At 58.1% G+C, this 21,686-nt stretch carries 20 protein-coding genes; 15 read left to right on the forward strand and 5 right to left on the reverse strand.

The annotated features are described in order from the left end of the window. The first annotated feature begins 70 nt into the window (after positions 1-70). Entirely contained in the window at positions 71-448 is a 378-nt protein-coding gene (locus KORM41_RS12145; protein ID WP_068148206.1) for a VOC family protein, read from the forward strand. A gap of 51 nt (positions 449-499) precedes the next feature. Here the strand turns inward: KORM41_RS12145 and lepB are convergent, their stop codons facing one another. Then, positions 500-1,270 (reverse strand): signal peptidase I, encoded by a 771-nt coding sequence (lepB, locus tag KORM41_RS12150; protein WP_068148208.1) that lies wholly within the window; start codon positions 1,268-1,270, stop codon positions 500-502. A gap of 383 nt (positions 1,271-1,653) precedes the next feature. Here lepB and dnaK point away from each other — a divergent pair, with 383 nt between their 5' ends. Both dnaK and dnaJ read left to right on the forward strand, forming a co-directional pair. Next, positions 1,654-3,582 carry a molecular chaperone DnaK gene (dnaK, locus tag KORM41_RS12155; RefSeq protein WP_068148213.1) on the forward strand — a complete coding sequence of 643 codons (1,929 nt, stop codon included), beginning with the start codon at positions 1,654-1,656 and terminating at the stop codon, positions 3,580-3,582. A 99-nt stretch (positions 3,583-3,681) separates the two neighbouring features. After that, entirely contained in the window at positions 3,682-4,824 is a 1,143-nt protein-coding gene (gene dnaJ / locus KORM41_RS12160; protein WP_068148218.1) for a molecular chaperone DnaJ, read from the forward strand. Positions 4,825-4,883: 59 nt separating this feature from the next. Here dnaJ and KORM41_RS12165 read toward each other — a convergent pair whose 3' ends face one another. Beyond that, a complete protein-coding gene (locus KORM41_RS12165; RefSeq protein WP_156431969.1) occupies positions 4,884-5,495 on the reverse strand; it encodes a TetR/AcrR family transcriptional regulator in 612 nt (203 codons plus the stop codon). Between the two features lie 173 nt (positions 5,496-5,668). Here KORM41_RS12165 and KORM41_RS12170 point away from each other — a divergent pair, with 173 nt between their 5' ends. From KORM41_RS12170 to KORM41_RS12195, 6 genes are all read left to right on the forward strand, one after another. Next, a complete protein-coding gene (locus KORM41_RS12170; RefSeq protein ID WP_068148618.1) occupies positions 5,669-6,922 on the forward strand; it encodes a parallel beta-helix domain-containing protein in 1,254 nt (417 codons plus the stop codon). A 12-nt stretch (positions 6,923-6,934) separates the two neighbouring features. Further along, entirely contained in the window at positions 6,935-8,029 is a 1,095-nt protein-coding gene (locus KORM41_RS12175) for an SO2930 family diheme c-type cytochrome (protein ID WP_231727254.1), read from the forward strand. Positions 8,030-8,220: 191 nt separating this feature from the next. Further along, the gene (locus tag KORM41_RS12180; protein ID WP_068148226.1) at positions 8,221-10,983 is read left to right on the forward strand and encodes a TonB-dependent receptor; all 2,763 of its coding nucleotides are present in this window, start codon (positions 8,221-8,223) and stop codon (positions 10,981-10,983) included. A 130-nt stretch (positions 10,984-11,113) separates the two neighbouring features. Continuing rightward, the gene (dapB, locus tag KORM41_RS12185; protein ID WP_068148229.1) at positions 11,114-11,908 is read left to right on the forward strand and encodes a 4-hydroxy-tetrahydrodipicolinate reductase; all 795 of its coding nucleotides are present in this window, start codon (positions 11,114-11,116) and stop codon (positions 11,906-11,908) included. Between the two features lie 25 nt (positions 11,909-11,933). Continuing rightward, positions 11,934-12,347, forward strand: coding sequence for a DUF350 domain-containing protein (locus KORM41_RS12190; RefSeq protein ID WP_068148233.1), 414 nt, complete (start codon positions 11,934-11,936; stop codon positions 12,345-12,347). 13 nt (positions 12,348-12,360) lie between these two features. Next, positions 12,361-13,188 (forward strand): S1 family peptidase, encoded by an 828-nt coding sequence (locus tag KORM41_RS12195; RefSeq protein ID WP_068148236.1) that lies wholly within the window; start codon positions 12,361-12,363, stop codon positions 13,186-13,188. Here the strand turns inward: KORM41_RS12195 and KORM41_RS12200 are convergent, their stop codons facing one another. Then, a complete protein-coding gene (locus KORM41_RS12200; protein WP_068148239.1) occupies positions 13,189-13,719 on the reverse strand; it encodes a DUF2244 domain-containing protein in 531 nt (176 codons plus the stop codon). A gap of 18 nt (positions 13,720-13,737) precedes the next feature. Then, entirely contained in the window at positions 13,738-14,958 is a 1,221-nt protein-coding gene (locus tag KORM41_RS12205) for a UbiH/UbiF/VisC/COQ6 family ubiquinone biosynthesis hydroxylase (RefSeq protein ID WP_068148621.1), read from the reverse strand. Positions 14,959-15,286: 328 nt separating this feature from the next. Between KORM41_RS12205 and KORM41_RS12210 the strand changes: the two genes are divergently transcribed. The 6 genes from KORM41_RS12210 (at position 15,287) to KORM41_RS12235 (ending at position 21,157) form a co-directional block, all read left to right on the forward strand. Beyond that, positions 15,287-17,626 carry an FtsK/SpoIIIE family DNA translocase gene (locus KORM41_RS12210; protein ID WP_380084284.1) on the forward strand — a complete coding sequence of 780 codons (2,340 nt, stop codon included), beginning with the start codon at positions 15,287-15,289 and terminating at the stop codon, positions 17,624-17,626. A 28-nt stretch (positions 17,627-17,654) separates the two neighbouring features. Further along, the gene (locus KORM41_RS12215) at positions 17,655-18,344 is read left to right on the forward strand and encodes a LolA family protein (protein WP_068148242.1); all 690 of its coding nucleotides are present in this window, start codon (positions 17,655-17,657) and stop codon (positions 18,342-18,344) included. Positions 18,345-18,573: 229 nt separating this feature from the next. Further along, positions 18,574-19,158 carry a hypothetical protein gene (locus KORM41_RS12220; protein WP_068148245.1) on the forward strand — a complete coding sequence of 195 codons (585 nt, stop codon included), beginning with the start codon at positions 18,574-18,576 and terminating at the stop codon, positions 19,156-19,158. 28 nt (positions 19,159-19,186) lie between these two features. Next, positions 19,187-19,969: an exodeoxyribonuclease III gene (gene xth / locus KORM41_RS12225; RefSeq protein WP_068148248.1), complete on the forward strand. Its 783-nt coding sequence runs from the start codon at positions 19,187-19,189 to the stop codon at positions 19,967-19,969. A gap of 13 nt (positions 19,970-19,982) precedes the next feature. Then, positions 19,983-20,315, forward strand: coding sequence for a hypothetical protein (locus KORM41_RS12230; protein ID WP_068148249.1), 333 nt, complete (start codon positions 19,983-19,985; stop codon positions 20,313-20,315). Continuing rightward, a complete protein-coding gene (locus KORM41_RS12235; protein ID WP_068148252.1) occupies positions 20,312-21,157 on the forward strand; it encodes a GNAT family N-acetyltransferase in 846 nt (281 codons plus the stop codon). The genes KORM41_RS12230 and KORM41_RS12235 overlap by 4 nt, the downstream gene beginning before the upstream one ends. A 31-nt stretch (positions 21,158-21,188) precedes the next feature. Here the strand turns inward: KORM41_RS12235 and KORM41_RS12240 are convergent, their stop codons facing one another. Next, positions 21,189-21,653, reverse strand: a complete 465-nt coding sequence (locus KORM41_RS12240) for a hypothetical protein (protein WP_068148255.1) — start codon at positions 21,651-21,653, stop codon at positions 21,189-21,191. Positions 21,654-21,686 lie beyond the last annotated feature (33 nt).

Raw genomic sequence — 21,686 nt, forward strand, 5'->3', positions numbered from 1 at the left:
TGCCAGCGGCGCATTCGGTCTTACTTCATTTGTCACGAAATAGTTTTCACAAAGGGAAAGGGGTGAACCAATGTTCAGCCATGTAATGGTAGGGGCCAACGATGTGGCCGAAAGCAAGAAGTTCTATGATGCGACCATGGAAGTGCTGGGCTACAAGCCCGGCGTGATGGACCCCAATGGCCGCTGTTTCTATTTCAGCGACACTGGCATTTTTGTGCTGACGAAGCCAATCAACGGAGAGCCTGCAAGCTGCGGCAATGGCTTCACGCTCGGCTTCGCGGCCGACAGCCCGGAGATGGCCGATGCCTGGCATGCTGCGGGTTTGGCTGCGGGCGGCAAGGCCATCGAAGACCCTCCGGGCGTCCGTGAAGGCGGGGGCAAGAAAATGTATCTGGCTTACCTGCGTGATCCGGCAGGCAACAAGATCTGCGCCCTTCACCGGATGTAAGAAAACACATCAAAAGGCCCTCAGATAAATCCGCGGGCCTTGTTCTTTCGGTCAGTCGATCACGTTGAAGAAGCGCCCCAGCGGGATGCCAATGGGGCAGAAGATATCCTTGCCCTGGTCGCAGTCATACAGGCTGAAGGTTGTGATCTGCGCGCGGCCCACCAGATATTTGTGCGCCACAAAACCCATGTCATGCAGGTACCGGCTGTCGGCGCTGCCGTCGCGGTTATCGCCCATCATGAAATAATGGCCTTCAGGCACAACGAACAGCTTGGTGTTGTCGATGATGTCCGGGCCAGCGTCATGGCGCTCATAGATACGGTGTTTCACACCGTTCGGCAGCTCTTCCATATATTCCTTGGCACGGCGATCAGCGCCCTGGTAGTCCGTGTAATTCACGTCGCGGATATAGGTGCGCGGCACGATCTCGCCATTGATGAACAGGCGGCCACGGGTTACTTGCACAGTATCTCCCGGCAGGCCGATCACGCGCTTGATGAAATCGTTGCTGCCTTTGTAGGGAAGCGTGAACACCACCACATCGCCGCGTTCAGGCATGTCATCAAACAGCCGGCCTTCGGGCACAAAATCAGGGTCAAGCGGTACCGAATATCGGTTGTAGCCGTAGCTCAATTTCGAGACGAAAATCCGGTCGCCGACTTCCAAAGTCGGCTCCATGCTGCCCGATGGGATATGGAAGCTCGACCACCCGAAGGTGGTGAAGATAAGAAAGAAAATGATGATGACGACCAGGTCTTTTAGAAGCACTAAGGCTTCATGTTTTTCTGGCTGTTCGCTCGCCGTTTTGGCTTTATCGTTCATGTAGGCCCCGCCCTGATCCGTCGTGAATTCTGTTGTTATTGTCCAAATTTCCGCTCACGCCTGCGGTCTCTGTTCAGGCGCGAGTTTAGCCACCTGCCCCCCTTTTTCAATCTTTGATTATGGGCAGCGCAGAAAACTGTCTGCTCACATAAGGGCAAGTGCATCGTCTTAAAAGGCTTTTGGTCGGGAAAAAACTTACAAATTTTATTCGGCCCGACCCTTGCGGGGGCTAGATGCGCACCTTATATAGCCAATGAAACCTGCTGCTTGCCGGGTGTTTTGGCGAGTTAGCAATTTGATCAAATAAACACGAACCCTAAGAGGCTGTGATAGGGTGCCAGATGGGCCCAGACAGTCGGCTTGCAACGGGAAGAGGTAAAAAAATGGGTAAAGTAATCGGTATCGACCTGGGTACGACCAACTCCTGCGTATCCATCATGGACGGGTCCAAACCAAAAGTAATCGAGAACTCTGAAGGCGCGCGCACGACGCCGTCTATCGTTGGTTTCACCGACGATGGCGAACGTCTTGTTGGTCAGGCTGCAAAACGCCAGGCTGTAACGAACCCGACAGACACGCTGTTTGCTATCAAGCGTCTGATCGGCCGCACGTTCGACGATCCAACCACCAAAAAAGACATCGACATGGTTCCCTACAATATCATCAAAGCGGATAGCGGCGATGCGTGGGTAGAAGCCAAGGGCGAGAAATACTCCCCAAGCCAGGTGTCTGCGATGATCCTTCAGAAGATGAAGGAAACCGCCGAGAGCTATCTTGGTGAAACTGTAGACCAGGCCGTAATCACTGTGCCTGCATACTTTAACGACGCCCAGCGCCAGGCAACGAAAGACGCCGGCAAGATCGCTGGTCTTGAAGTGCTGCGGATCATCAACGAGCCAACGGCTGCGGCCCTTGCGTACGGCCTTGAAAAAGAAGACGGCCACACGATCGCCGTGTTCGACCTTGGTGGCGGTACCTTCGACGTATCGGTTCTGGAAATCGGCGACGGTGTGTTTGAAGTGAAGTCCACGAACGGTGATACGTTCCTGGGTGGTGAAGACTTCGATATGCGTCTGGTTGATTACCTGGCCGACGAGTTCAAGAAGGAAAACACCATCGACCTCCGTCAGGACAAGATGGCGCTGCAGCGTCTGAAGGAAGCGGCAGAGAAAGCGAAGATCGAGCTTTCTTCTTCCACGCAGACAGAAGTGAACCTGCCATTCATCACGGCGGACGCTTCCGGCCCGAAACACCTCCAGATCAAACTGACGCGCGCCAAGCTTGAAAGCCTGGTGGAGGACCTGATCAAGCGCACGCTTGAGCCTTGTAAGAAAGCGCTCAAGGATGCGGGCCTTGCGGCTGGCGAGATCGACGACGTGGTTCTGGTGGGCGGTCAAACCCGCATGCCGAAAATCCAGGAAGTCGTGAAAGAGTTCTTTGGCCGCGAACCACACAAGGGTGTGAACCCTGATGAGGTTGTGGCCATGGGCGCCGCGATCCAGGCAGGTGTTCTGCAGGGTGACGTGAAAGACGTTCTGCTTCTGGACGTAACGCCACTGTCGCTGGGTATTGAAACGCTGGGCGGTGTATTCACCCGCCTGATCGAGCGCAACACCACAATCCCAACGAAGAAGGCGCAAGTATTCTCGACCGCGGAAGACAACCAGGGTGCAGTAACCATCCGCGTCTTCCAGGGTGAGCGCGAAATGGCCGCAGACAACAAACTGCTGGGCCAGTTCGACTTGGTGGGTATCCCGCCAGCCCCACGCGGTGTGCCGCAGATTGAGGTTGCCTTCGATATCGACGCCAACGGCATCGTGAACGTGTCCGCCAAAGACAAGGGCACGGGCAAGGAACAGCAAATCCGCATCCAGGCTTCCGGTGGTCTCTCCGACGAGGACATCGAACAGATGGTCAAGGACGCAGAAGCAAACGCAGACGCGGACAAGAAGCGGAAAGAGCTTGTTGAAGCCAAGAACCAGGGCGAAGCGCTTGTTCACTCGGCTGAGAAGAACCTCGACGAGCACAAGGACAAGGTCTCTGACGAAGACAAGTCTGCTATTGAAGCAGCTGTTGCTGAGCTGAAGACCGCGCTTGAAGGCGAAGACGTCGACGATATCAAGGCGAAGACAGAAGCGCTGGCACAGGCCACCATGAAACTTGGCGAGCAAATCTACAAGGCAAGCCAGGAAGAAGCCGCCCACGCGGGCGACGAATCTGAGGTGGAAGCTGCCGACAAAGCAGCGAAAGACGCCGAAGACGATGTGGTGGATGTGGACTTCGAAGAAGTCGACGAAAACGACAAGAAATAAGGTGGCCGCCTGACGCCATAGCAATGCTCGCGCCGCCTCTGGACTTCTGGAGGCGGCGCCTGAGTTTAAAGGCGCGGCGACAAAAGCGGAGAACCGCCTATGTCTAAAGCAGATTATTACGAACTACTCGGCGTCTCCAAAGACGTCGACGAGAAAGCGCTCAAGAGCGCCTTCCGCAAGGCTGCCATGCAGTATCACCCGGACCGCAACCCGGGCGACGCGGAAGCCGAGAAGAAATTCAAGGAAATTGGCGAAGCTTACGAGGTCCTGAAAGACCCGGAGAAGCGCGCGGCCTATGACCGTTATGGTCATGCGGCCTTCGAAGGCGGCATGGGCGGTGGCCCAGGTGGCGGCCACGGCGGTGCGGGCTTCGATTTCTCTGACGTGTTTGAGGAATTCTTCGGTGATTTCATGGGCGGCGGTGGACGCCGCCGGCAGGGCCGTGGCGGCCCGGGCCGGGGCAGCGACCTCCGCTTCAACATGGAAATCACGCTCGAGGATGCTTTCCGCGGCAAGGAAGACAAAATCCGCGTGCCCACGTCCGTGGCGTGTGAGCCATGCGGCGGATCAGGCGCAGAGCCTGGCTCCAAACCTGAAGTGTGTGATACCTGCGGCGGTGCCGGCAAGGTGCGCGCCAGCCAGGGCTTCTTCATGGTGGAACGCACCTGTCCGAAATGTCAGGGCAATGGCTCCACCATCACCAACCCGTGCAAAAGCTGTTCGGGTGCTGGCCGCGTGAGGAAAGAAAAGACCCTGCAGGTCAAGATTCCGAAAGGGGTTGAGGAAGGCACGCGCATCCGCCTCGCGGGTGAAGGCGAAGCCGGCAGCCGTGGCGGCCCGGCGGGTGATCTTTATATCTTCCTCACGATCAAGCCGCATCCGCTGTTCAAGCGCGACGGCGATATGCTCTATTGCCAGGTGCCGATCCCGATGACCAAAGCCACACTGGGCGGCCAGATTGAAGTGCCGACCATTGAAGGCAAGCGCGCCCGGATCAAGATCCCGGAAGGCACGCAGTCCGGTCGTCAGTTCCGCCTGAAGGGCAAAGGCATGCCGGAGCTTAACGGCGGCTTTGTGGGCGACATGATCGTTGAGATGAATGTGGAAACCCCAACAAACCTCAACAAGAAGCAGCGCGAGCTTCTGGAAGAATTTGCCAAAGAGGGCGGCGACAAAATCTCGCCGCGGTCTGAAGGCTTCTTCTCGAAGGTCAAGGACCTGTGGGATGACCTGACCGAATAGGTTGGCCCCCAAACCAGAACACCAAAAGCCGCCTCATCAATCGGGGCGGCTTTTTTATGTCAGTCGAAATAGGCGGTCAGCAGGTTGGTGATCTCATCGATCAGCGCGTCGGCCTTACGCTCATTATCTTCCTCAAGCGCCTGGTCGATCAGCACCGAAAGCGTGGTGACAGCGGTGCGCATCATTGCGTTTTCCCTGCCTTCGGGAAGCTTAACACCGGCGACAACAAGCGTTTGACGAACAAGCTCCTCAAGGTTGCTCTCCGGGCCTGGGGTTACGTCCCACAGGCTGTTGTGGGCGTTGGCCCAGCGGGTCAGCACGCGGAAGGTCGGGTGACTGCGTGCCGCGCGCCAGAAGGTGCGGATCAGCGCCTCATGGGTGGCGCGGAACCCCTGGCCGGGTTCGATCTTTTCTAACGCCGCCGCCACGGTGCCAACCACATCATCGTAAGCCACTTGATGCAGGAGGGCGATGATATCGTTCCTGTCCTTGAAATAGCGGTAGATGGAGCCAACAGGGATTTCCGCTTCGCGCGCAATCGCGGTTGTGGTTGCGGCATCGACGCCGTCCCGGCTCAGGATATCTTCCGTGCAGGCAATGATCCTGTCACGCCGGGCTTTGGCCCGCGCCTGCATGGGCTTTTTCTTAACATTAACAGTTGTTGACGGCACGCATGGCTCCCCTTTCAAGGCGCATCTAACCCCTGAGGGCGATATTAGTCCAGCCCGATTAAAAATGAAACAGTTTCACTTTTTCTTTGACGAATGACCAAAGCTTCTGCACTCTACCCTTGAGGATTTAATGTATTCCATTGGTTGGGGAGCCGATGGAAAAGGGGGAAGCAATGAAAAGTTTCAAACACGCCCTGATCGGGCTGATGGCTCTTGTGGTGGCACCTGCCGCATTTGCCCAGGACAATGTTGTGCGTATCGAAGCCGGTGCGGATATCCAGGAAGCCTTGCAGGAAGCGCTTATCCTGGCTGAACCCGGCACGGTGATCGAACTGCCGGAAGGCCGTTTCGAACTCTCGGCCGGCCTGTCGCTGGATGTGTCTGATATCACCCTGCGCGGTGCCGGGATGGACAAGACCGTTCTTTCCTTCAAGAACCAGATTGCTGGTTCGGAAGGCCTGCTGATCACATCCGACCGGACGTCGATCGAAAATCTTGCAGTGGAAGACACGCCGGGTGACGGCATCAAGGCCAAGGGCGTAGACACAGTTTCCTTCCGCAGCGTGCGGGTTGAATGGACCCGTGGCCCGAACGCTGAAAATGGCGCTTACGGCCTTTATCCGGTGGAATCGAAAAATGTGCTGATCGAAGGCTCCTTGGTGAAGGGCGCGTCTGACGCGGGCATCTATGTAGGCCAGAGCCAGGATATTATCGTGCGCAACAACCGCGCTGAGCTGAATGTTGCCGGGATCGAGATTGAGAACAGTTACCGCGCAGATGTTTACGGCAACACGGCCACCCACAACACCGGCGGCATTCTGGTGTTCGACCTGCCGAACCTGCCGCAGATGGGCGGCCACAGCGTGCGCGTTTACCAGAACAAGGTGGTGAACAACGACACGCCGAATTTCGCGCCCCCAGGCAATATCGTGGCTACCGTGCCGCGCGGCTCCGGCATCATGATCATGGCGAACCGCGAGGTCGAGGTGTTCGAGAATGAGATCGGCGAAAACGCATCCGCCAACATCCTGCTGGTGGCCTATCCGCGCGAATATAATGACCCGACCTATAACCCGCTGCCGCGCCGCGTTTATGTGCATGACAATAAGCACGGCCGCGCGGGCTGGGACCCGGATGGGGCGGTCAAGGGCATGATTGCGCCTAGGACCGGCACACCTGTGCCGCATATTGTGTGGGACGGTGTGGTGGACGGCTTCTGGGCTGGGTTGTTTGGGCCCGATGAGGAAGAGACCATCATGATCCAGGAGCCTGAAGGCACCACCTTTGCCAACCTGCAATTCGTCAAGGATTACATCCTGCCCTGGGGCGCAGACCCAGACAGGGACATAGAGGCCTATGCCGGTTCATATGAGTTCCGCGGCCCTGTGAAGCTGCCGCAGGATACGGCGATGGCTGCAAATAACTAGGGGATGGGGCAGGTGCGTGTTTTGTTGTTAACTTTCCTGATGCTGGCCGCCTTGATGTTTGGTGCCAGCACCTTGGCTGTGGCGGCCACGCCAATCACAGCTGCTGTCCTGACCACAACTGCTGTCAATGACGCCGCGCTCCTGACCCCGCGCCCCGCGCGCAAGCTTTCAGCCTACAATCTTTTCAAGGACGGCCCGGCCCAGGTGCCGAACGACAGGGTCTACCCGTATGATCTGGCGACACCGCTGTTCACGGACTATGCCCACAAATACCGCTTTGTGTATGTGCCGGGAGGCAAGCCCGCGGCCTACAATGACCGCGAAGCTTTTGAGTTCCCCGTTGGCAGCGTGCTGGTGAAAACCTTTGCCTATCCCGCGGATTTCCGTCAGCCGGATGAGAATATTCGCCTGATTGAAACCCGGCTTCTGATCCATGGCGAAAAGGGCTGGTCCGCCTGGGCCTATGTCTGGAACGAAGACATGACAGACGCCGACCTTAAGGTGGCGGGCAAGGTGCTGCCGGTTTCCTGGGTGGATGAACTGGGCGAAAAACGCGACATCCAATATGTGGTACCCAACCGCAACCAGTGCAAAGGCTGTCATGTGATTGGGCACGAGTTCTCACCCATCGGCCCCAAGGCCCGGAACCTGAATTTTACCTATGACTATGCAGGGGGTAGCGAAAACCAGCTGGCTTTCTGGGCGTCGCACGGGCTTCTTGATGGCGCGCCTGCGCCAGAGGATGCACCAAGCGTACCCCGCTTTGACGATACAAGCGCCCCGCTTGAAGACCGGGCGCGTGCTTATCTGGATGTCAATTGCGCCCACTGTCACCGCGCAGAAGGGCCGGGCTCCACGTCCGGGCTTTTCCTTACATGGTGGGAAACCAACAAGACAGCCTGGGGGTACCTCAAGCGGCCGGTTGCGGCGGGCCGGGGCTCAGGCGGCCTGATGTATGATATCGACCCCGGCAAGCCGGACCAATCGATCCTGATTTACCGCCTTAACTCCACCGACCCGGGCGTGATGATGCCTGAAGTGGGGCGAACAACCATTCACGAAGAAGGCGTGGCCCTTCTGAAGGAATGGATAAAGACGATTGAGTAACAAGGATATGTGTTTTGAGGTAAGGAAGCTTGCTATGCTGGGGGGCATGGCAGGCTATTTGCGTTGTGAATCGGCCTCAGGGAGATGGCAGGTCGTTTCATGAAAGCGAACCGGCGCCCATGCCAGGAACCTTGATAGGAGGTTCGCGGTGCCGGCTCAGGTCAGAAAAAGGAAACAAGGGGGGGAAGCCCATGCCTATGACCAAACTGTCGAACGCCCTGTTGTCGGGCGTGAGTGTTGCTGCGTGTTTATGTCTTGCGCCAGCAGTTGCCGCGCAGGACGATGCTGAAAAGAGCTCCTCGCTTGAGGAAATTACCGTCACTGCGCAAAAGCGGGAGCAGTCAGCCCAGGATGTGCCGATCGCGCTCAATGCCTTTTCCGGCAATTTCCTGGAGACGATCGCCGCTGAAGACTTGCGCGATATCAATGTCTATACGCCGGGCCTTGAGGTTTCTGGCGTGTCGCAGCCGCGCTTCAAGATCCGCGGTATTGAAACCGATGACTTCGGTGTGGGCACAGACCCGGCTGTGGGCGTGTTCGTGGATGGCGTATACGCCTCTCGCTCAGGCGCGGGGATCGTTTTCTTCTCGGATATTGAGCGGGTCGAGGTGCTGAAGGGCCCGCAAGGGACACTCTTTGGCCGCAACACGGCGGCCGGGGCCATTTCCATCATCACAAACAAGCCAGAGCTGGATGAATTTTCAGCCCGGGTGAACCTCAGGTATGGCCGGTTCGACAAGCAGCGGCTTGATGCCATGATCAACGCGCCGCTGACGGACACATTGGCCATGCGCGCCAACTTCCTGGTCAACGATCAGGACGGCTATGCTGAAGATGCGCTCACGGGCGACGATTATGGCCGCGAGCATAATGTGACGGGCCGGCTGCAGTTCCGCTGGGAACCAAGCGAGAAAACAGCGCTCAATCTGGCGTATGAGTTTGATCACACCAAGCAGGATGAAGACCAGCCTGTGGTTGGTGTGTCCGACGGCAGTCTTGATTTCGCGCCGGGCGCGGAAACGCTCAATGACCTGCCAGGTCATGTGGATTTCCTGCATGCGGTTCTTGGGGCATCGTTCGGCGGCCTGAGCCGTGAGCAGTTCGGCGCCTTGCCGATCACGGCGCTCACAGGCGCTGTGCCATTGCAGGCTTTCTACGCCAACTTCACGCCGGCTGGTTATGTGCCGGCATCCACGGGTGACTGGTCTGTCTTCCGTGACGGCAATTCGATCGGCGGGGCGGACCCATACGGGCCGTTCTCAAGTGACGTTCGGAACGGCGAAGAGAACCGCGACCTGGACGGCGTGACACTGACAATCACCCATGATTTTGACTGGGCGACGCTCACATCCATTTCCGCCTTCAAGCGCTTTACGTCCAATAACCTTGAGGAAGAAGACGGCACCGCAGACCCGGCCTTCTATTTCGACAGCAATAACATCGAAAAAAACGAGCATATCTATCAGGAACTGCGCTTGAATGGTGTGTCTGGTGACCTGACATGGACCATCGGCGGCAGCTATTATTGGGAAAATGCCAAGCAGGACACGGTGGTCCGTGCCACCATGGATTCGATCGACACCGCACTTTATAATCTTGGTGCCACGCCGGGCATATTGGTGGCAAACGGCTTCAACCCGCTTGACGGCATCAACGGCTGTGAAAGCCTGTTCCTTGATAGCATGAACAGCTTTATCGGTCTCACCAGCGTGCCGCTTGGTTGCATGGACCCATCGGCTGTGGGCACGCCGCTTGAAGGCCTGTCGCTAGAGGATGTCTCTAACATGGCGCTGCAAAGCTTCGCTGGCCGCATGTGGACCGAACATATGTACGGTGAAGGCACCTTCAAGGCCTTCGCGGCTTTTGCTGATGCAACTTACGCCGTGACCGACCGGTTCAACCTGACAGCCGGTATCCGCTATACGCACGATAAGAAAAGTTGGCTGTGGCGCAGTGACCCACGGGAGATTGAAGGCTCCGATCTTCTGGAAATTCCGGGTGTTGGTAATCTGGCGGACATCCACCAGGCGATCCTGCAGGCCGTTGTCGGCGGGTCTGGCGATATTGTCTATAACCTGCCGGTTTGCGCGGATGCCAGCACCCAGGTGTGTGAAGGCCGTGACTTTGAACGCAGCCAAAGCTGGAACAATGTCAGCCCACGGGTGGCGATTGACTATCGTTTCTCAGACGATGCCATGCTCTATGCTTCCTACGCGCGGGGCTATAAGGCTGGCGGCTACAACAGCCAGGAAGTCAACAGCGAGTTCGATAACGAGACTGTTTGGAACGTGGAAATTGGCCTCAAGTCGCAGTGGTTTGACGACCGGGTGCGGTTCAATGCGTCGGTTTGGAAATATAAATATAACGACAAGCAGGCGATCCGCCTTGTGGCGTTCGACAGCGGTTCGGTGCCGCGCTATGTCACCGAAACATCCGACACCGAAGGCAAGGGTGTGGATGTGGAGCTTCTTTGGGCGCCGGCCCCAGGCCTCCGCCTGTTCGCGAACGGCGGTTATCAGGATGTTACCTGCACCAACAACTGCGGCGCGTCCGCAGTGGGGGAACCCACGGGCGCACCCAAGGCGCGTATCTCCTTTGGTGGCGACTATAGCTTCAGCCTCGGCGGCAATAACGGTTCGATCAACCTGCATGCCGACCATAGCTACACCAGCAAGGAACGCCTGAACGGCCAGTGCCTGTCCGAAGGCACTTGCGGCACCATCGTTTGGGGTAACGGTAGCTGGGAAACAGGGAAAGCCCGCAACTTCACCAATGTGCGCGCGGGATGGACCAATGCGGATGAAGACCTTTCGGTCTCTGTCTTCGTCACCAACCTGTTCGGCAACCGCTATCTGGGCGGGGCCTCAGGCGTGACGGCAACCACTTTCGGCACTCCGATTTCAGAGCGCGAGACCCCAAGCCTGTGGGGCATAGACCTGACCATGCGTTTCTAAACCCTTGACGGGCAGCGCTTTCTTTGGTCATGCGCAAGAAAAAATGAAGAAGGCCGGGTTCTGCCCGGCCTTTCCTTTTTGCCCGCCTGCTGGTAGCAATTAAGGATGTTTCCTATCATGGAGAAACCAGATGGCGGAAAATGTGCAAATCGGGATTTTGGGCTGTATGGGCCGTATGGGCCAGGCGCTCACGGAAGAATTCCTCAAGACCGAAGGCGTCACCATTGTTGCCGGCTCTGAAATTGCGTCCCACCCAGGCATCGGCAAATTGATCCCCGGGCTGGATGTTCATCTTGCGGATACCGCAGAACATGTTTTCCATGAAGCCGATGTGGTGATCGATTTCACCCCACCGGGCCAGACCGCGACCCATGCCGCGCTGGCGCGCGAAACCGGCAAAGCGCTGGTGGTTGGCACCACCGGCATGACGGCGGCGGACCATGCGGCGCTCGACCGCGCGGCGGCAGCAGTGCCGATCATGCAGGCAGGTAATTATTCGCTCGGCGTGAACCTGATGATGGCACTGGTGCGAGACGCGGCGAAGCGCCTGGGAACAGACTGGGATATAGAAGTGGTTGAAATGCACCACCGGCACAAGGTGGATGCCCCATCCGGCACTGCGCTGATGCTCGGCGAAGCGGCGGCTGAGGGCCGTGGCCGGCCACTTGATGACGTGCGCACCAAAGCACGCGAAGGCATTACCGGCGAACGCAAGGAAGGCACCATCGGTTTTTCCGCCGTGCGCGGCGGCGCCGTGATTGGCGAACATGATGTGGTGTTCGCAAGCGATAGCGAGCGGCTTACCATCAGCCACCGCGCTGAAAACCGGGGGCTTTTCGCCGCTGGTGCCGTGAAGGCGGCGCTTTGGCTTGTGGGCAAGGGCGCGGGCCGCTATTCAATGACAGACGTGCTTGACCTGAAATAGGCGCGGCAAAAAAGGGGGAGACATCATGGAAGAAGCGCTTGTGTCGCTATGGAACGGCCTGCCGTTCTTTGTCATTCATTCGGCAACCAGCCTTGTGATGCTGCTTGTGGGCATCTTCATTTACACCCTTATTACCCCGCATGATGAGCTGAAGCTGATCCGCGAAGGCAATGTGGCGGCGGCCACCACGCTGGGCGGTGCCATTGTTGGCCTTTCATTGCCGGTGGCTTTCTCAATGGCGTCATCCATGAATGTCTGGGATATTGTGGTGTGGGGTGTGATCGCGCTTCTGTTCCAACTGGCGGCTTTCCGCCTGGTGGACCTGTTCCTAAAGGGCTTGTCGCAGCGTATTGAAAACGGTGAGATGGGCCCGGCCATCATTCTGGTGTCGTTCAAACTGGCAACAGCAGCGATCAACTCGGCGGCGATTTCAGGCTAAGGGGGCGCGGGGCATGCGCCGTAAGCTTGAGTTTCTTTTCTATACCATCGCGATCCTCTATTTCATCGTTCGCTATGCGGATGTGGACATAGAGCGTGACAGCCCGCGCCGGTCTGTACCCAAGGCCCAGCCCCCGGCGGTTCTGACGCCCGATGATGCGCCCTTGCCGCGCCCGGAGCTCGGTGATGTGGTCGTCGCCCTGGACCCGCAGGCGAAAAACAGTGTCGGCACCGCTTTCGCGGTGGACAGCCGCGGTACGTTCGTCACTGCCCGCCATGTGGTGGACGGCTGCAAGCAGGTGTATCTGGTGGCCGGGCCGCGCCAGTTGGAGCCGGTTTTGTCTGCCGTCAGTGACACGCACCGGGACTTCGCCGTTCTGCGCGCCCGGGCGCTTCGGGCCCAGCCGTTCGCGCTGACGGAAACAAGCCCTGACCGCGGTACAAACGGCTATATGATGGGCTACCCACAGGGCAAGCCGGCGGATGTGCGCGCCACCGTCTTTGGCCGCACCTTCATGCGGTCGGAAGGGCGCTACCAGGCGCGCGAAGCCGTCATCGCCTGGGTGGAGCGTGAGCGCAGGCCGCTGTTTGACGGATCACTTGGCGGTATCTCGGGCGGGCCAGTATTCAACGAACAGGGTTATGTGATCGGCACTGTGGTCGCGGGCGCGCCGCGCCGGGGCCGGGTTTACACTACCCACCCGCAGGTGTTCCGGAACGCCGGGCTAATCAGTGATGAAGGCAAGGCCATTCAGGGCCTGCGCGCGCTTGATTTTGACAAGTCAGGCAACGCCCTCAGGGCCTCCCGCTCCATCGCGCAGGTCTACTGCAAGGTGGATTGATTACCCCTTCAACCTCGCCAGTTCCGGCATCAGGGCGGCCTTGAGCTTGCGGCGGTCGGTGGGGGTCAGGAAATCGCCGAACACCAGCGTTTCACCGTGGGATGTGAGCGACAGCTGGTTGCGGTCTTCATCGATGGTCTTGAGGCTCAGTTTCACCCAGTAAGGGTCAAAGCGCCAGCTTTCCACCCGCCCACCCGGATGCACGCGGGTGACGATCAGGTCTTTTTCAGATAGCTGGAGCGTTTCATAAAGTCGTGCGGAACGATAACTGAAATGGAAGGCTAGCCAGATTGCCAGTATGTCCACGCCCAGGAAAATCACCACCGGCCAGGCACCCACCACGATGAACCGCAGGCTTGCGAACAGGCATACGGCAACCAGGAACCAGAAAAGGCGGCGGAACTGGTGCGGCTTCAATGACCGGTGCGGGTAAAGCGTGGCGTCAAACAAAAGCTTGCTGCCCTTGCCCATGCGAACATGGCTTTCCTGCTCGCTAACCGCTGCTGCAATATCGTTGCTTGGCGTTTTCATGGAGCCACTATAGCAGGCCTAGAGCTGTTCGCCGCGTAACAGTTTCGGGAGGTCGCCTACGGTTCCCCGCGCGTGTTGCATGAAGAAGTTCTTCAGCGGCACCACCTGGTCCACTGCCGCCATGCCCACATCGCGCATCAGCTTGATCGGCGCAATGTCGTTTGAAAACAGGCGGTTGAAGGTGTCGGTGATGGCGTAAACGCTGGCGTTATCGGTGGTGCGCCAGCGGCCATAGTTTTCAAGTACGCTAAGGGCGCCGATATCCAGGCCCACGCGCCGCGCATCCACCAGCACCTCAATCAGCGCTGCCACATCCTTCAGCCCCAGGTTCAGCCCCTGTCCGGATATGGGGTGGATACCGTGTGCGGCATCACCGATCAACGCCAAGCGGTCGGATACATATTCCTGCGCATACTGAAGCGTCAGCGGATAGGCCCAGCGCCCGCCGATGACCTTCACATCCCCCAGGAAATCGCCGATCCGGCGGCACACTTCGCTTTCAAACGCGCGGTCGGACAGCCCCATGATGGTCTCGGTGAGGTGGCTTTTTTCGGTCCACACAAGCGAAGACCGGTTGCCGGTGAGCGGCAGGATCGCGAAAGGCCCACTGGGCAGAAAACGCTCGTGCGCGATACCGCAGTGGCTGAATTCATGCTCAACCGAGCACACAATACCGTGCTGGCTGTAGTCAATCACCGAAACAGGGAAGCCCGCGTGCTGACGCACAAGGCTGCCGCGCCCATCCGCGCCGATGATCAGGCCAGATTTGATCACTGTGCCTGAGGTCAGCGTGGTGGTGACACCGGTCTTGTCGCGGTCGATCTCCGCCACGCGCTCTGGCGCCAGCAGGGTCACGCCCTTGATTTCCTTGAGGCGCTCAAAAAGCGCTATGCGGGTATGGCGGTTTTCCACCATATGGCCAAGGGGCCCGTCGCCCAGGGTTTCATGGTCGAAATGCAGCGACAGCAGGCTTGGCCCGTCAGAAACCCGGATCTCAAGAATCGGCTGGGCATAGGGTTCCATGTGTTTCCAGATGCCAAGCGCCTCAAAAAGCTGGCAGCTTGCGAAGGCGAGCGCGCTGGCGCGGCCGTCATAGCCGACCGCCGTCAGGTCGCCCTGGGGCGCCATGTCGACCACCGCGACCTCGAAGCCGTGTTCGGCCAAGCCGATGGCCGCGGTCAGGCCTGCAAGGCCGCCGCCGATGATGGTGATATCCGTTTCCAGCTTTTTCGCGCTCATGATACCTGCCCACATGTGACATAAACAGTTCCCTTCATGTAGGCCCCAATGCCCCCTTCTGTCCAGTGGCATGGTGCCGCATGTGGGCCAATCGGGCGATAAAGTCGCTGCCCATAAAATGCCGCACTTGTCCTTGAGCATTGTTAAAGAGTAAAGTGACCGCGAACAGGACGAGAACATAGCCGCCACGCGCCAGAGGGAGACAGGCGCGACGGTTGGCCCGGGGAGCAATTGTTACGTGTCGGCACGCAAAAAAACCGCAGCAACGAAACCAGTGAAACAGAAAAACGGCGGCACACCGCTGTTGCCGCCCGCATTCGTGACCTTCATGAAAAGCACGGGCTGGCGTAGCCTTGGCGTTATGCTGATGCTGCTGGCTGTGGGCACCTATGTGGCGCTCTTCTCCTATAACCCGGCGGACCCGACCATCAATAACGAAGCGGCGCGCGCCACGACCAACCTCCTGGGGCCGATCGGTGCCAATGTGGCTGATGTGCTGATGCAGACGCTTGCGGTGGTGGCTTATCTGCTGCCTGTGCCGCTTTTCCTGTGGGGATTGAAGATTGCGCGCCTCAAATGGCTGCCGCATTTCTGGATTAACCTGATCATGGTGCCCGTCAGCCTGATTTTGCTGGCGATTGCCGTCAGTGTGGTTTCGCCTGCGCCGGATTATGTCATCCAGGCAGGCTATGGCGGTGCGCTTGGGCAACAGCTTTACCTGATGGTGATTGAGCTGTTCGCTGGCTTCGTTATTCCGGCCTGGGTTTACGGCACGGTGTTCGCTGTTCTCGGTGTACCTGCCTTTTTCTACAGCTTCGCCCTCAATAAAGACGAGTGGCGCACGGTGCTGCAGACCATCAAATATGTGCTGATGACGATCCTGTCCTGGATCATCTGGGGCATGCGCATGATCGGCCACGGCGTGATGGTGACCTTCCACGCTTTGTTCCGGCGTGAGAAGTCTGACGAAGGTGACCGTGTAGAGCCTGCCATGACGCGGCCAGAGCGCAAGGTGGTGGAAAGGCCGGAGCCCGCAGCCCCTGTGACCGCACCAGCCCCAAAGCGCGTGAAAGCACCAGCCAAGCCAAAGCGCGGCACGCGGGAAGTCAAGGAAGCGCAAGTCACGCTGGATTTCGGTGACGCGAACGGGTTCCTTCTGCCGCCGCTCCAATTGCTGGCACCGCCGCCGCCGCCCGAAAAGGTTGGCCGCATCAGCCCAGGGGCGCTCGAACAGAACGCCCGCATGCTGGAAAGCGTGCTGGACGACTTTGGGGTGCAGGGTGAAATCAAGGACGTGCGCCCCGGCCCTGTTGTAACGCTGTATGAGCTTGAACCCGCCCGCGGCGTGAAATCCGCCCGGGTGATTGGCCTTGCGGACGATATCGCGCGGTCCATGAGCGCCATCTCCGCCCGTGTGGCGGTGGTGCCAGGCCGGAACGCGATTGGTATTGAGCTTCCGAACGCTGACCGCCAAACCGTTCTGCTACGCGAACTGCTCGCCAGCCGTGATTATGAAGCCACTAAAGCGCGCTTGCCCGTGGTGCTGGGTAAGGACATCGGCGGCGCGCCCGTGGTGGCGGACCTTGCGTCCATGCCGCACTTGCTGGTAGCCGGTACCACCGGTTCCGGTAAGTCTGTCGGCATCAACACCATGATCCTGTCGCTTCTTTACCGCCACAGCCCTGAAACACTTCGTTTCATCATGGTTGACCCCAAGATGCTTGAGCTGTCCATCTATGACGGTATCCCGCATCTGCTGACGCCGGTGGTGACCGAACCCAAAAAGGCGGTCGTGGCGCTCAAGTGGGCGGTCAGGGAGATGGAAGAACGCTACCGCAACATGTCAAAGCTGGGCGTGCGGAACCTTGCGGCCTTCAACAAGCGGGTTGAAGAGGCCAAGAAAAACGGCGAACGCCTGACGCGTGAGGTGCAGACCGGGTTTGACAAGGAAACCGGCCAACCAATCATGGAAGAGCAGGAGTTTGACTTCCAGCCGCTGCCGTTCCTGGTGATCGTGATCGACGAGATGGCAGACCTGATGCTGGTGGCCGGCAAGGATGTGGAAGCCACCGTGCAGCGCCTGGCGCAGATGGCTCGGGCCGCGGGCATTCACGTTGTGATGGCCACCCAGCGCCCGTCGGTGGACGTGATCACCGGTACCATCAAGGCGAACTTCCCGACCCGGATCAGCTTCCAGGTAACCAGTAAGATCGACAGTCGTACGATTCTCGGGGAACAGGGCGCCGAGCAGCTTCTGGGCATGGGTGACATGCTCTTCATGGCGGGCGGCGGCCGCATCACCCGTGTGCATGGTGCGTTCGTTTCCGACAGCGAAGTGGAAGATGTGACGACCCACCTGAGGAAGCAGGGCGCGCCGGACTATCTGGCGGAAGTGACCGAAGAACCTGAAGAAGGGTTCGACAGCCCGTTCATCCCAGGTCCATCTGGTTCAGGCGATGATGCCAACAACAGCCTTTATGATCAGGCGGTGGCCATTGTGGTCCGGGACCAGCGCGCGTCCACTAGCTATGTGCAGCGGCGTCTCAAGATCGGCTACAACAAGGCCGCCTCATTGATTGAGGAAATGGAAGAACAGGGCGTGATCAGCGCGCCGAACCACAAGGGCCAGCGCGAAGTGCTGGTGCCTGATCGTGAAGAAGAATTTTAGGCCGCGAAGAAGAATTATAGGAAGCGACATGCGATCCGTAACATTGTTTGGAGTTTATCTGGCCCTTCTGGCCGTCCCGGCCCCCGCGCTTCTCGCGCAGGAGGCCGACTTGCCGCCCCTTGAGGAGCAGTCGGTCGAAGAGGACCAGAGCCTGAAGGCGCTCCGGCAGGTGCAGGCCTATATGGATGGTGTGGAAAGCCTGGAGGCCGAGTTCCGCCAGCACGCGCCGAACGGCAATGTGGCCACAGGCCGCCTGTATCTCGAACGCCCCGGCTATGTGCGGTTCGACTATACGGACGAAACCCCCTTCCTGATTGTGGCCGACGGCACGACGCTGAATTTCATAGACTATGAAATTGGCCAGGTGACCAAATGGCCGCTTAAGAAAACGCCGCTGCGCGCGCTTCTTGGTGGGTCCATCGATCTTGCCAGCCTGCAGGCGAATATATCACGCGGGCGTCCGGGTCTTGAAGACCTGATCCTGCTGTCCGCCCGCGACCCGGAAAACCCGGAGCAGGGTGAGATTACGCTTTATTTCATGCCGGATGAAGCGATGCCTACCGGCCTTCGCCTTCTGGGCTGGAATGTGCTGGACGCAAAGGGCGAAACCACGGAAGTCGCGCTCACGGACCAGCAGGTGAATGTCTCTCTTGATGATGCGCTCTGGACGTTTGAAGACCCACGCGGTCTCACCAAGCGCCGCCGGACCCGCCGCTGATCTCTCTCGTCATTCGTCGGCTCGACCGGCGAATCCATCTATTGGCCCAAGCATACATGCTGCATGTGGACTCGCCGATCTAGTCGGCGAGTGACGATAGCGAAACCCAGGTCCGTTTCCGGCTTGCGAAAATCGAAAACTTGCCTAAATGAGGGAAGCCCTGGCTTAGCGCTTGCGCTGATCACGCGCAGGGGCTAGGGCTTGATCTGATCCGCAACAAGGTGATGTGATGGATACCCAAGACGATATCGACGAGATTTTCGACGACCTGCCAAGCCTCAAGTCTGTGGCGCCCTTTGTGGCGCTGGCTTCGAACGTGCGCTGGTTCCGCACTCTGGGCGAGGACCCCGACCGCCAGACGGTGGAGATCGCGCGCGCCTACGCCGAAGCGCTTGGTTTCCCGGAAGCGGAACCCGGTTTCCTGGCAGACTGGGAAGAAGCCGCCGACGCGGCTGAAAACACCGAAGTCAACAGCCCGGCCTGGGAAGCGGAAGAGCAGCTTCGCGCCGCGCTGACGGACGATGCGCTTGGCGTTCTTGACGAGCAGACGCTTGAAATGGTCATGACGCACGTGACCGGTGCAGTCTCCGAAACCATTGAGGAAAGCGCCACGGAAGCGTCGCGCGATCTTCGGATTCTTGATGAGGAATTTGTGCGGGCGACATCGGGCGCGGCGGTGCAGGCGACCTATCAGGCAGCCTTGGCGGCCATGACTGGCGCAGAGGAAGACCACCCCTTCGCGCTTCGGTTCCAGCTGTTTGAAAAAGGCCGCTGGCCCATCGGTATTATCGGCAACAGTTTTCTGATTTTTTAGAATTATAAGACAGGCGAGGGAGCGGCACATGCGGCTGATTACATGGAACATCAACTCGGTGCGGGCGCGCACCGATATCGTCGAGCAGCTGGTGCGCGACTATCAGCCCGACGTGCTGTGCCTGCAGGAAACCAAGGTGCAGGACCATATGTTCCCGACCGGCTTCTTCGAGGAACTCGGCATGCCGCACGTGGCGATCCACGGCCAGAAAAGCCACCACGGTGTGGCGACGGCCTCGAAGCTGCCGATCGGCGACCATTTCAAGATTGATTGGTGCGAAAAGGGCGATGCCCGCCATATCGCGATCCAGATCGACGGCATGCCCACCATCCATAACTTCTATGTGCCCGCAGGCGGCGATGAGCCTGACCCAGTCATCAACGACAAGTTCGCCCACAAGCTTCAGTTCCTGGATGAAATGACCAAATGGTCCGCAGACCTCGAGGGTGATCATGTCCTGGTGGGGGACCTCAATATCGCGCCCTATGAAGACGATGTGTGGGACCACAAGAAGCTTCTCAAAGTCGTCTCGCACACGCCGGTGGAGGTGGAGGCCATGCTGAAGCTGATCGAAGCCCACAACTGGCAGGACATCATGCGCGATTTCGTGCCCAGGGATCAGAAGCTCTATAGCTGGTGGTCCTACCGCGCGCGCGATTGGTCAGCAGCAGACAAGGGCCGGCGGCTGGATCACGTGTGGACCAGCCCGTCTCTCAAAGGAAAAGCGATCCACATGGAAGTGATCCGCGACGCTAGGGGCTGGGAAAAACCATCCGACCACGCGCCGGTGCTGGTGGACTTCGATTTTTAGGAATTGCTTTGCAATGGTGAAATGGAAAACCAATGCAGGCGTGTTTTTTCAAGTGATCGCTTGTTGTGTTTTAGCCTATGCTGGATATACAGCCTATTTCTTGGACCCGCATGTTTGGGAATGCGGAAAATTGGCTGGATTAGCGGTATTCCTAATCTATCCACTTACGATATTTGCAATTGTTCTTTTTTGGCTTGGAAAGCGCCTAAAAGAAATAAGGGTTTTGATTTCTCCGTTTTGGGTCATCACATCCATAGTATTGGCCACGCCAGTTTTCGTCGACTTATACGGGTATGAAGGCCCTGGATGTGAATTGTCAGATGAAGCAGAGGCAGGTCAGGTATGAACCTAACCTACAAAATCGAGACCATGACGGCTTCGGACGTGCGCACGGCGGTGGAATGGGCGGGGCGCGAGGGCTGGAACCCGGGCCTCAATGACGCCGAAACTTTCTTTGCCGCTGATCCTAACGGCTTTTTCAAAGGCACCTTGGATGGCGAGACCGTCGCCACCGGCAGCGCCGTCATTTATGACGACAGCTATGCCTTCTGCGGGCTTTATATCGTGGCGCCGGAGCATCGCGGCAAGGGCTATGGCCTGGCGCTCACAAAGGCCCGGCTGGCATATTGCGGCGACAGGAATGTGGGCATCGACGGGGTGCTGGAGAATGTTCGCATCTATGAACGCATCGGCTATCAGCCTTTTTACGAGAACTGCCGGTTCGAGGGTGAAGCGAAAGCGGAATTGCACAACGCTGCATCCGTGCACGCCATAACGTCCGATGATTTCGCGGCTATTCGTGCCTATGACCGTCTGTGCTTCCCAGCCCACCGAGACGCTTTCTTGAAGGCATGGCTGGGGCAGGGTGACGGTCGCGCGGTTTGCTATAAAGCGGACGGCGTGGTGAAGGGCTATGCCGTTCGCAGAAAGTGCCTTGAAGGCCACAAGGTGGGGCCGCTGTTTGCGGACGACGCCCATGTGGCCGAAACCCTTTTTGGTGCCCTGCAGGCAGACATTGAAGGCGAAAAGGTCATCCTTGATACGCCTGAGAATAACCCGGAGGCCATCCGGCTTGCAGAAACGCGCGGCATGCAGAAAGTGTTCGCCACCGCGCGCATGTACCAAAAAGGCCTGCCCGACATTCGGACAGGCCAGATCTTCGGCATCACGACTTTCGAGCTGGGTTAGGCGCTAAATTGGCCATGTTTGCATCTATTTTCTAGGCTTTGAGGCGCTTGAGAACGGCTTTACTCACAAAAAGATACCGACTGTTTCCATCCCGTTCTTCTTCCCTTTGAATGAAGGTTTCCAGCCGTCGAACGAATTCTGCGGCGGCGGGATCATTTCTAACGGTGGAGATATAAGCACCCATTGGGCAACCATCGAAGCCGACATGCCAAAGCATCGCGAGGAAATATTTGATGCGTAGCTCTTTTCCCATATGGCGAACTTCATCATTGTAATAGACTTCAAACTTGTTGATTACCAGCGAAGCGCCAAAGGCATCCGTGTGGTCCTTGTGGCTTCTGGATGTGTCTATATCAGTAATAATGTCGCCTACAAGTTCATGCAGGCGACGTTCGTCCTTGCTGTGGGCACGCGCGCCCGGCTCTTCAGCGAAGGTTGAGGGATTAATACAGCTTGAAAATGCCATAAAGGCTACAAGAGCCACGTTGAAGCGCATCAAAAAACCCCTCTTTAAAATCTGGGGTCAAGC

This window comes from Kordiimonas lipolytica (genome assembly GCF_001550065.1).

What these genes read in the sequence shown, in the direction of transcription:
- KORM41_RS12145 (WP_068148206.1), top strand. Translation starts at nt 71, where the DNA reads ATGTTCAGCCATGTAATGGTAGGGGCCAACGATGTGGCCGAAAGCAAG.
- lepB (WP_068148208.1), bottom strand. Translation starts at nt 1,270, where the DNA reads ATGAACGATAAAGCCAAAACGGCGAGCGAACAGCCAGAAAAACATGAA.
- dnaK (WP_068148213.1), top strand. Translation starts at nt 1,654, where the DNA reads ATGGGTAAAGTAATCGGTATCGACCTGGGTACGACCAACTCCTGCGTA.
- dnaJ (WP_068148218.1), top strand. Translation starts at nt 3,682, where the DNA reads ATGTCTAAAGCAGATTATTACGAACTACTCGGCGTCTCCAAAGACGTC.
- KORM41_RS12170 (WP_068148618.1), top strand. Translation starts at nt 5,669, where the DNA reads ATGAAAAGTTTCAAACACGCCCTGATCGGGCTGATGGCTCTTGTGGTG.
- KORM41_RS12180 (WP_068148226.1), top strand. Translation starts at nt 8,221, where the DNA reads ATGCCTATGACCAAACTGTCGAACGCCCTGTTGTCGGGCGTGAGTGTT.
- dapB (WP_068148229.1), top strand. Translation starts at nt 11,114, where the DNA reads ATGGCGGAAAATGTGCAAATCGGGATTTTGGGCTGTATGGGCCGTATG.
- KORM41_RS12190 (WP_068148233.1), top strand. Translation starts at nt 11,934, where the DNA reads ATGGAAGAAGCGCTTGTGTCGCTATGGAACGGCCTGCCGTTCTTTGTC.
- KORM41_RS12195 (WP_068148236.1), top strand. Translation starts at nt 12,361, where the DNA reads ATGCGCCGTAAGCTTGAGTTTCTTTTCTATACCATCGCGATCCTCTAT.
- KORM41_RS12200 (WP_068148239.1), bottom strand. Translation starts at nt 13,719, where the DNA reads ATGAAAACGCCAAGCAACGATATTGCAGCAGCGGTTAGCGAGCAGGAA.
- KORM41_RS12205 (WP_068148621.1), bottom strand. Translation starts at nt 14,958, where the DNA reads ATGAGCGCGAAAAAGCTGGAAACGGATATCACCATCATCGGCGGCGGC.
- KORM41_RS12210 (WP_380084284.1), top strand. Translation starts at nt 15,287, where the DNA reads ATGAAAAGCACGGGCTGGCGTAGCCTTGGCGTTATGCTGATGCTGCTG.
- KORM41_RS12215 (WP_068148242.1), top strand. Translation starts at nt 17,655, where the DNA reads ATGCGATCCGTAACATTGTTTGGAGTTTATCTGGCCCTTCTGGCCGTC.
- KORM41_RS12220 (WP_068148245.1), top strand. Translation starts at nt 18,574, where the DNA reads ATGGATACCCAAGACGATATCGACGAGATTTTCGACGACCTGCCAAGC.
- xth (WP_068148248.1), top strand. Translation starts at nt 19,187, where the DNA reads ATGCGGCTGATTACATGGAACATCAACTCGGTGCGGGCGCGCACCGAT.
- KORM41_RS12230 (WP_068148249.1), top strand. Translation starts at nt 19,983, where the DNA reads ATGGTGAAATGGAAAACCAATGCAGGCGTGTTTTTTCAAGTGATCGCT.
- KORM41_RS12235 (WP_068148252.1), top strand. Translation starts at nt 20,312, where the DNA reads ATGAACCTAACCTACAAAATCGAGACCATGACGGCTTCGGACGTGCGC.
- KORM41_RS12240 (WP_068148255.1), bottom strand. Translation starts at nt 21,653, where the DNA reads ATGCGCTTCAACGTGGCTCTTGTAGCCTTTATGGCATTTTCAAGCTGT.